The sequence below is a fragment of the Falsiroseomonas sp. RANM36 genome (assembly GCF_056682175.1).
The window spans coordinates 52426-61876 of sequence record NZ_JBWXTD010000005.1 but is presented as its reverse complement, the minus strand read 5'-3'; the positions used below and the strand labels follow the sequence as shown (position 1 = coordinate 61876).

12 protein-coding genes are annotated in these 9451 nt (G+C 73.8%); all 12 read left to right on the top strand.

Translation table 11 applies throughout. The annotated features are described in order from the left end of the window. Nucleotides 1-129: 129 nt before the first annotated feature. Complete coding sequence (locus AC1MIR_RS18210; RefSeq protein WP_480029613.1) at nt 130-369, top strand: acyl carrier protein; 240 nt, start codon at nt 130-132, stop codon at nt 367-369. Nucleotides 370-408: 39 nt separating this feature from the next. Next, on the top strand, nt 409-1692 hold the full coding sequence (fabF, locus tag AC1MIR_RS18205) for a beta-ketoacyl-ACP synthase II (protein WP_480029612.1): 1284 nt from the start codon (nt 409-411) through the stop codon (nt 1690-1692). 80 nt (nt 1693-1772) lie between these two features. Next, the gene (mltG, locus tag AC1MIR_RS18200) at nt 1773-2759 is read left to right on the top strand and encodes an endolytic transglycosylase MltG (protein WP_480029611.1); all 987 of its coding nucleotides are present in this window, start codon (nt 1773-1775) and stop codon (nt 2757-2759) included. Then, a complete protein-coding gene (locus tag AC1MIR_RS18195; protein ID WP_480029610.1) occupies nt 2756-3631 on the top strand; it encodes a DMT family transporter in 876 nt (291 codons plus the stop codon). The genes mltG and AC1MIR_RS18195 overlap by 4 nt, the downstream gene beginning before the upstream one ends. 179 nt (nt 3632-3810) lie before the next feature. Further along, nucleotides 3811-5244 carry a F0F1 ATP synthase subunit beta gene (atpD, locus tag AC1MIR_RS18190; protein WP_480029609.1) on the top strand — a complete coding sequence of 478 codons (1434 nt, stop codon included), beginning with the start codon at nt 3811-3813 and terminating at the stop codon, nt 5242-5244. Next, nucleotides 5241-5669, top strand: coding sequence for a F0F1 ATP synthase subunit epsilon (locus AC1MIR_RS18185; RefSeq protein ID WP_480029608.1), 429 nt, complete (start codon nt 5241-5243; stop codon nt 5667-5669). The genes atpD and AC1MIR_RS18185 overlap by 4 nt, the downstream gene beginning before the upstream one ends. Further along, nucleotides 5666-5974 (top strand): AtpZ/AtpI family protein, encoded by a 309-nt coding sequence (locus tag AC1MIR_RS18180; protein WP_480029607.1) that lies wholly within the window; start codon nt 5666-5668, stop codon nt 5972-5974. The genes AC1MIR_RS18185 and AC1MIR_RS18180 overlap by 4 nt, the downstream gene beginning before the upstream one ends. Further along, a complete protein-coding gene (locus tag AC1MIR_RS18175; RefSeq protein WP_480029606.1) occupies nt 5971-6243 on the top strand; it encodes an N-ATPase subunit AtpR in 273 nt (90 codons plus the stop codon). The genes AC1MIR_RS18180 and AC1MIR_RS18175 overlap by 4 nt, the downstream gene beginning before the upstream one ends. Continuing rightward, the gene (locus tag AC1MIR_RS18170; protein WP_480029605.1) at nt 6240-6911 is read left to right on the top strand and encodes a F0F1 ATP synthase subunit A; all 672 of its coding nucleotides are present in this window, start codon (nt 6240-6242) and stop codon (nt 6909-6911) included. Before AC1MIR_RS18175 ends, AC1MIR_RS18170 begins: the two co-directional genes overlap by 4 nt. Nucleotides 6912-6918: 7 nt before the next feature. Further along, nucleotides 6919-7164 (top strand): F0F1 ATP synthase subunit C, encoded by a 246-nt coding sequence (locus AC1MIR_RS18165; RefSeq protein WP_480029604.1) that lies wholly within the window; start codon nt 6919-6921, stop codon nt 7162-7164. 17 nt (nt 7165-7181) lie between these two features. Further along, nucleotides 7182-7919 (top strand): F0F1 ATP synthase subunit B family protein, encoded by a 738-nt coding sequence (locus AC1MIR_RS18160; protein WP_480029603.1) that lies wholly within the window; start codon nt 7182-7184, stop codon nt 7917-7919. Then, the coding region (locus AC1MIR_RS18155; RefSeq protein ID WP_480029602.1) for a F0F1 ATP synthase subunit alpha at nt 7900-9451 on the top strand (1552 nt) is incomplete at its 3' end. The genes AC1MIR_RS18160 and AC1MIR_RS18155, both read left to right, overlap by 20 nt.

Here is a 9451-nt window from a genome sequence, read left to right as displayed (position 1 = left end):
GCCCGCCCCCCGGCCCCCGGCCCCGGGGGGGCCGCGCCCGCAGGCTCGGCATGGCGTTTCGGACAGCATACAAGGAACCGCCCCGCGCCAGGCGGGCACGGCACGACGCAGCAGGAGAGACCCCGGTCCATGAGCGAAACCGCGGAGAAGGTGAAGAAGATCGTCGTCGAGCACCTCGGCGTGGAAGAGGCGAAGGTCACGCCCGAGGCCTCCTTCATCGACGATCTCGGCGCGGACAGCCTCGACACCGTCGAGCTGGTCATGGCCTTCGAGGAGGCCTTCGGCGTCGAGATCCCGGACGACGCCGCCGAGAAGATCACGACCGTGAAGGACGCGATCGAGTATATCGAGAAGCAGAAGGCGGCCTGAGCCGCCCGCTTCTCACGGCAAGCCAGGGGGAAAACGGGCGTGTTCGGTCATCTCGCGGCGCCGCGGCGCGTCGTCGTCACGGGCATGGGAATCGCCTGCCCACTCGGGCTCGGCGTCGAGCATGTCTGGAAGCGCATGACGGCCGGTGAATCCGGCCTCGGCGCGATCCAGTCCTTCGACGTCAGCCAGCTTCCCTCCAAGGTGGCCGGCCAGGTCCCCCAGGGGCCCAAGGCCGAGGGCAAGCTCGACGTCGCGGAGTGGATCCCGGTCAAGGACGTCAAGAAGATGGACCGCTTCATCCAGCTCGCGCTCGTCGCCGCGGAGGAAGCGGTGCAGGACGCCGGCTGGCTGCCGGAGGACGAGGAATCCCGCACCCGCACCGGCGTGATGATCGGCTCCGGCATCGGCGGCCTGCCGACCATCTACGAGGCGTCGGTGCAGATCTTCCAGGGCAAGACACGCCGCCTCTCGCCCTTCTTCATCCCCTCGGCGCTGATCAACCTGGCTTCCGGCCATGTCTCGATCCGCTACGGCTTCAAGGGCCCGAACCATTCCGTCGTCACCGCCTGTGCCACCGGCGTGCATGCGCTCGGCGACGCGGCCCGGCTGATCGCGCTCGGAGATGCCGACGTGATGGTCGCCGGCGGCGCCGAGGCCGCGGTCAGCGAGATCGGCATGGCCGGCTTCTGCGCCTCCCGCGCGCTCTCCACCGCCTTCAACGACACGCCGACCAAGGCCTCCCGCCCCTGGGACAAGGATCGCGACGGCTTCGTCATGGGCGAGGGCGCGGGCGTCGTCGTGCTCGAGGAATACGAGCACGCGAAGCAGCGCGGCGCGAAGATCTACGCCGAAGTGGTGGGCTACGGCATGTCCGGCGACGCGCACCACATCACCGCGCCGAGCGAGGATGGCGACGGCGCCTATCGCTCGATGAAGGCCGCGCTGGCCTCGGCCGGCGTGCGGCCAGACCAGGTGCAGTACGTGAACGCGCACGGCACCTCCACGCCGATGGGCGACGACATCGAGCTCGGCGCCGTGGAACGCCTCTGGGGCGACGCGGCCAAGGGCCTCGCGATGTCCTCGACCAAGTCGGCCGTCGGCCACCTGCTCGGCGCGGCGGGCGCGGTGGAGGGCATCTTCTCCGTCCTGGCGATCCGCGACGGCATCGCCCCGCCGACGCTGAACCTCGACAGTCCCTCGCGCGAAAGCCCGATCGACCGCGTGGCGAATGTCGCGCAGCAGCGGAAGATCGAGGTCGCGCTGTCCAACAGCTTCGGCTTCGGCGGCACCAACGCGAGCATCGTCTTCCGCAAGGCGGCGTAGCCGCCGCGCGCGGCGCCGTTACACGAAGCGGCGCGGCGCCTCTTGCAACCCGGCGCGACGACGGCCACAGGTCTCGGCGCATGCGCCGCCTATCCTCCGTCATCGTCATCCTGCTCCTGCTGCTCGGCGGCCTCGCCGCCGGCGGCTGGTGGTATGCCCAGCGCGCCTATGCGGCACCCGGGCCGCTCGCCGAGCCGGCGCAGATGGTGGTCCCCCGCGGCGGCCTGACGGCCATCGCCGCCGGACTCGCGGAGCGCGGGGTCATCGCCGATGAGCGCGCCTTCCTCCTCGCCGCCTGGGCCACCCGCGGCCAGGGCGCGCTGCGCGCCGCCGAATTCGTCTTCCCCGCCGGCGCCAGCCTGCAGCAGGTGCTGGAGGTCCTGCGCACCGCCCGCCCGGTGCAGCGCCGCCTGACCATCCCCGAGGGCCTGGTGGTCGGCCAGATCGTCGCCATCCTCGAGCGCGCCGAGGGCCTGACCGGGGACATGCCCCGCTTCGACGAGGGCCAGATCCTGCCCGAGACCTATGCCTACCAATGGGGCGATTCGCGGGCTTCCGTCGTGCGTCGCGCCGACCAGGCGATGGATGCGGCGCTCGCCGAGCTCTGGGCCGCGCGCCAGCCCAACCTGCCGCTCGCCACCCCGCGCCAGGCGGTGATCCTGGCCTCCATCGTCGAGCGCGAGACCGGCAAGCCGGATGAACGGGCGAAGGTCGCCGGCGTCTTCATCAACCGCCTGCGCCGGGGGATGCCGCTGCAATCCGATCCCACCGCCGCCTATGCCGCGGCCGATGGCGGCGTGCTGGACCGCCCGCTGACCCGCGCCGACCTCGACCGCGACCATCCCTTCAACACCTACCGCACGCGCGGCCTGCCGCCCGGCCCCATTGCCAGCCCCGGCCGCGACTCGCTGCGCGCCGTGCTGAACCCCGAGGCGACCGACTTCCTCTATTTCGTCGCCGACGGCAGCGGCGGCCACGCCTTCGGCCGCACGCTGGAGGAACACAACCGCAACGTCGCCCGCTGGCGCGAGATCGAGCGGCAAAGGAACGCCACCGGCGGCCGATGACGCTGACCGGCCCGGCCCTCTGGTGGCGGCTCCTGGTCATCGGCGGTCTCTGGGGATCCTCCTTCCCGCTGCTGCGGCTGGTGGCGATGGACATGTCGCCCCTGGCGCTGGCGGCGTTGCGGGGCCTCTTCGCCGCGGCGGGCGTGCTGGCCTTCCTGCTGGTCACGCGCCAGCTCGGCGGCCGTCTCAGGCTGCGGGACTGGCTGGTGCTCGGCACCACGAATGGCTGGGTGCCGAACCTGCTGACCGCCTTCGCGCTCGGCTCGATCGAAGCGGCGCCGGCCGCCCTGATCCATGCCGCGACGCCGCTGCTGGTGGCGCTGCTGACGCTCGGCCTGCTGCGCGAGGAGCGGCCCGGGCCGCGCAGCGTGGCGGGCCTGCTGGTCGGCTTCGCCGGCATCGCGGTTTTGCTCGGGCCGGATGCGCTGGCCGGCCGTGCCTCCTTCACCGGCGGGCTGCTGGTGCTGCTCTCGGGCCTCTCCTACGCGATCGGCACCATCTATGCCCGGCGCGCGCGGCCCGATTCGCCGGCGCAGCTGGCCCTCGGCCAGCAACTCGTCTCGGGCGGCGTCGCGCTGCTGATCTCGCTGCCGCTGGCCCCGGAAGGCGCCTATGCGGTGCCGGCCGGGACTCTGCTGGTGATCGCGCTGCTCGGGATCTTCGCCTCCGCGCTGCCGCTGACGATGTTCCTCGGCCTGCTGGCGCGGGCGCGGGTGACCGATGCGTCCATGGTCGGCTACCTGCAGCCGCCCTTCGCCGCCGCGGTCGGGGCGCTGCTGCTCGGCGAGGTTCCCGCGCCGCTGGTGCTGGCGGGCGGGACCATCGTGCTGGCCGGCGTGTGGCTGGCGACGACGCGGCCACGGGCGCGGTAGCGCCGAGGCCGGGCCGGCGCCGACAAGCCGAGTTGATCTGGGTCAGCCCGTAAGCCGGGCCAGAGCTGCTAGGCTTTGGCCATGGTGCCGACCTCGGGTGATCGCAGCATGTCGCGGCCAGATCCTTCTCGCGCCTCGATGCCCCGCCGCCCCGGCGCTCCGCAAGGCGGCGGGATCGCGTGGCGATGACGCCCGCACCCGGCCCGTCCGCGGCGGCCCCGGCAAGCGGCAGGGTCGTCGCGGTGCGCGGCTCGGTCATCGACCTGGAGTTTCCCGCGCACGACCTGCCCGGCCTCGCCGAGGCGGTCGAGATCGCCTGGGACCGGGACACCCGCCTGGTCGCGGAGGTGCAGAGCCACCAGACCGAGCGGGTGGTGCGCGCGGTGGCGCTCCGCGAGACCGACGGCCTGCGCCGCGGCTCGCCCGCCATCCGCACCGGCGGCCCGATCGCCGTGCCGGTCGGGGAGGCGGTGCTCGGCCGCCTGCTGGATGTGCTGGGCGAGCCGGCGGACAGCGGGCCCGCCCTGCCCGCGGCGGCGGAACGCTGGCCGATCCACCGCCCCCCGCCCCCGCTCGCGGAGCAGCAGGGACGGCGCGACCTGCTCGAGACCGGGATCAAGGTGATCGACCTGCTCGCGCCGCTCGCGCGCGGCGGGAAGGCCGCGATGTTCGGCGGCGCCGGCGTCGGCAAGACCGTGCTGGTGACGGAGCTGATCCGCACCACGGTCGAGGCCTATACCGGCCTGTCGGTCTTCGCCGGCATCGGCGAGCGCACGCGCGAGGGGCACGAGATGCTGCTCGACATGCGCCGCTACGGCGTGCTGGACCGCACCGTCCTGGTCTATGGCCAGATGGCGGAGCCGCCGGGGGCGCGCTGGCGCGTCGGGCTGACGGCGATGACCGTCGCCGAGTATTTCCGCGACGCGCTGCACCGCGACGTGCTGCTGCTGATGGACAACGTCTTCCGCTTCGTCCAGGCCGGCAGCGAGATCTCGGGCCTGCTCGGCCGCCTGCCCTCGCGCGTCGGCTACCAGCCCACCCTGGCGACGGAAGTGGCGGAGCTGCAGGAGCGCGTGGCCTCCGTTCCCGGCGCGACCGTCACCGCCATCCAGGCCGTCTACGTGCCGGCCGACGACTTCACCGATCCGGCCGTCACCGCGCTGTTCGGCCATCTCGACAGCGCCATCGTGCTGTCGCGCGCCATGGCGGCGGAAGGGATGTATCCGGCGGTGGATCCGCTGGAGTCCACCTCCACCCTGCTGGACCCGACCGTGGTGGGGGAGGAGCACTACGCGACGGCGGAAGCGGTGCGCGAGATCATCGCCCACTACCGCTCCCTGCAGGACGTCATCGCCATGCTCGGCCTGGAGGAACTCAGCCCCGCCGACCGCCGCGCGGTGACGCGCGCGCGCCGCCTGCAACGCTTCCTCACCCAGCCCTTCAAGGTGACCGAGGCCTTCACCGGCAAGCCCGGCCGCAGCGTCCCGCGGGAGGCCACCATCGCCGGTTGCCGCGCCATCCTGGACGGCGAATGCGACGACTGGGCGGAATCCTCGCTCTACATGGCGGGCGACCTCGACGAGGCGCGCGCCAGGGAACGGGCGGCGTCGTGAGGCTCACCATCGCCACACCCGAGGCCCTGCTGCTGCAACGCGACGGCATCGTCGCGCTGCGCGCGCAGGACGAGAGCGGCGCCTTCGGCATCCTGCCGGGCCATGCCCCTTTCCTCACGGCGCTCGCCCCCTCGGTCGTCAGCTGGCGCGAGCAGGGCGGGAAGGAAGGGCACTGCGCCGTGCGGGGCGGCGTGCTCACGGTGGATGGAAGCGGGCAGGAGATCGCGATCGCCACGCGCCAGGCCGTCCTCGACGACGACATCGCCAGACTGGAGCATGCGCTGCGCGAGGAACTCGCCGCGGCCGCGGCGCGCGAGCAGGCAGAGCGCGTCTCCACCGCACAGCTCCAGGCGATGGCGATCCGCCGCATCATCGGCCTGCTGCGGCCCGGCCCGCGGCCGCCGGGCGCCGGGGGTGCGGCATGACCGCCGCCGAGCTCCCGCAGGAGCCGCCGCCCGACCCGCTGGTCGAGGCGGTGCGGCGCGAAGAGGCGCGGCGTGCACGCCATCGGGCGGAGGGGGAACGCGCGCTCGGGACGGATCTCTCCACCATCGGCGCGCTCGGCTGGCTGGTGGTGACGCCGATCCTGCTCGGCATCCTGGCCGGGCGCGCGCTCGACCGCCTGGCCGGCAGCGGCATCTTCTGGACCGGCGCGCTGGTGGTCGCCGGCGCCGCCATCGGTGGCTGGCTCGCCTGGCGGCGGATGAACGAGATGGGGCAGGCGCGATGAGCCTCGCGGCGCAGGCAGTCTCGGGCGGCGTGATCGGGCTCCTGGCCGGTCTCGTCTTCTTCCGCAGCCTGCGGCGCAACGCCACGCTCTACCTGGAACGGGGGGCCGCCTGGCGGCCGGTGGCGCTGCACCTGGCCCGGATGTCGCTGCTCGCCGCCGTGCTGGCCGGCGTGGCGATGGGAAGCGGCGGGACCGGCCTGCTCGCCGCCTTCGCCGGCATCCTGCTCGCGCGCGCCGGCGCGCTGCGGGCCGCGAGGGCGGCGCGATGAACGAAGGCCCGCTCGCCGCGCGCCTGCTGTTCTCGCTCGGCCCGGTGCCGGTCACCGCGCCGGTCGTCACCACCTGGGGCCTGATGCTGGCGCTGACGCTCGGCTGCGCGCTCGCGACACGGCGGCTGGCGCTGCGGCCGGGGGCGCTGCAGACCGCGCTCGAGCTCCTGGTCTGCGGCATCGCCGACCAGATCCGGGCGACGATGCGCGTCGAGCCCGCGCGCTTCCTGCCGCTGATCGGCACGCTCTTCATCTTCCTCGCCACCGCGAACCTGCTGCACCTGCTGCCGGGCCTGGAGCCGCCGACGGCGCATATCGAGACCCCGGCCGCGCTCGCCGCCATCGTCTTCGCCGCGACGCACTGGTACGGCGTGCGCACGCTCGGCCTCGGGCGCTACCTGGCGAGCTTCGCCAGGCCGGTCTGGATCATGCTGCCGCTGAACGTGATCTCGGAGTTCACGCGCAGCTTCTCCCTGATGGTGCGCCTGTTCGGCAACATCATGAGCGCGGCCTTCATCGGCGCGCTGGTGCTCTCGCTCGCGGGGCTGTTCGTGCCGATCCCCTTCATGGCGCTCGATATCCTGACCGGCCTCGTGCAGGCCTACATCTTCGCAACCCTCGCCGCCGTCTTCGTCGGCGCCGCCATCGGCAGCACGGAAAGGGCATAGGCCGCGCATGACCTACATCGAGCACATCAGCATCCTCGGCGCCGTCATCGCCGTCTCCTTCGGCGCGATCGGCCCCGCGCTCGCCGAGGGCCGCGCCGTGGCCGCAGCGATGGACGCGATCGCGCGTCAGCCGGAATCCTCCGGCGTGCTGTCGCGCACGCTCTTCGTCGGGCTCGCGATGATCGAGACGATGGCGATCTACTGCCTGGTGATCGCGCTGCTGCTGCTCTTCGCCAATCCCTTCGTCCGCTGAAGCGCGGGAAGCACGGCGTGCGGTTCGACTGGTGGACCTTCGGGCTGCAGACGATCAACTTCCTGATCCTGGCCTGGCTGCTGCAGCGATTCCTCTATCGGCCGGTCATGCGCGTCGTCGCCGCGCGGCGCGAGGCCTCCGACCGCCTGATGGCGGAGGCCGAGGCCGGCCGCCGCAAGGCCGAGGCGATGGAGGCCGAGATCGGCCGCCGCCGCGCGACGATCGAAGCCGAGCGCGAGGCGCTGCTCGCAGAGGCGCGCAAGGCGGCGCAGGCACAGGCCGCGGCCGAGATGGAGCGCGCGCGGACCGAGGCCGCGCGCCTTGCCAAGGAAGCGCAGGAAAGGATCGAACGGGAAGCGGAGGCGGCGCAGGACGACATCCACCGCCAGGCCGCGCGGCTCGCATCGGCGATGGCGGCGCGGCTCGCGCAGTCGGCGCCGCCGCCGCCCGATCCCTTCCTCGATCGCCTCGCGGAGGCCCTCGCCGGGCTGCCCGGGGCCACGCGCGACAGCCTGCGCGCCGGACCGCTGGAGGTCGCGACGGCCGCATCGCTTGCGCCCACGGCGCAGGACAGCCTGCGCCGCTGGCTCGCGGAGCGGCTCGGCGCCGACCCTGGCGGCCTCTCCTTCGCGGTGGAGCCGGCGCTGCTCGCCGGCCTCGAGCTGCGGGCGCCGCACGCCGTGCTGCGCAGCAGCTGGGCCGCGGACCTCGAACGCCTCGCCGCCGAAGTGACGCATGACGGCGCGCCCGCCTGAGGGCCTCGATGCCTGGGCCGAGCGGGCGGCGGGGCGCATCGGCCGCGCCGCGCTCGGGCCCGTCGCGGATTCCCTCGGCCGGGTCAAGGAAGTCGGCGATGGCGTGGCGCTGGTCTCCGGCCTGCCGGAGCTGCGCGCGGGCGAACTGCTGCGCTTCGCCGATGGCAGCACCGGCCTCGCGCGGATCCTGGACGTGGACCACATCGGCTGCGTGCTGCTCGATGCCGGCGCGGGGATCGCGGCGGGCCAGCCGGTCCACGGCACCGGCGAGGTGCTGCGCGTTCCGGTGGGCGATGCGCTGCTCGGCCGCGTGGTGGACCCGCTCGGCCGCCCGCTCGACGGGCTCGGCCCGGTGCAGGCGACGTCCCACGAACCGGCCGAGCGCCCGGCGCCCTCCATCATCGAGCGCGACCTTGTCACCCGCCCGCTGCAGACCGGCATCCTGCTGATCGACGCCATGCTGCCGCTCGGCCGCGGGCAGCGCGAGCTGATCCTGGGCGACCGGCAGACCGGCAAGACGGCGATCGCGGTGGACAGCATCATCAACCAGCGCGACAGCGGCGTGGCCTGCGTCTATGTCGCAATCGGCCAGAAATCCTCCTCCGTGCGACAGGCCATCGAGGCGGTGCGCCGGCATGGCGACCCGCGGCGCTGCATCTTCGTCGTCGCCGGCGCGGCGACGGCGCCGGGGCTGCAATGGCTCGCCCCCTTTGCCGGCTTCACCATGGCGGAGCACATCCGCGATGCCGGCGGCGACGCGCTGATCGTGCTCGACGACCTCACCAGGCACGCCGCGACGCATCGCGAGCTCGCCCTGCTGCTGCGCCAGCCACCGGGGCGCGAGGCCTATCCGGGCGACATCTTCCACCTGCATGCGCGGCTGCTCGAACGCGCCGCGCAGCTCTCCGCGGCGAAGGGCGGCGGCTCGCTGACGGCGCTGCCGATCGCGGAGACGGAGGCCGACAATCTCAGCGCCTACATCCCCACCAACCTGATCTCCATCACCGACGGGCAGATCGTGCTCGACGCCAGGCTGTTCCACGAAGGCCGCCGCCCGGCCGTGGACATCGGCCGCAGCGTCAGCCGCGTCGGCGGGAAGACCCAGGCGCGCGCGCTGCGCGACGTCGCCGAGGACCTGCGCCTCGACTACGCGCAGTTCGAGGAGCTGGAGCTGTTCTCGCGCTTCGGCGCCACGACCGAGGCGCGCACGCGCGCGCGCCTCGAGCATGGCCGGCGGATCCGCGCGGTGCTGCAGCAGGGCCGCCACGCGCCGCGCGATCTCGGCGTGGAGGTGGCGCTGCTGCTGGCGGTCGCGGAGGGGCTGCTGGATCCGCTGCCGCTCGACCGCATCGGCGCCTTCGCGACGGATCTCGCCGACTGGCTCGCCGGCCATGCCGGCGCGGCGCTGGATCGCGTGCGCGGCACCGGCAGCCTTGCGGCCGAGGACCAGGCGCGGCTGCGCGAGGCGCTGGCGCCGCGCGCCGCCGCGCGGCCGGGCGCGCCCGGCCCGGCCCCCCCGCGGGGCGGCGCCC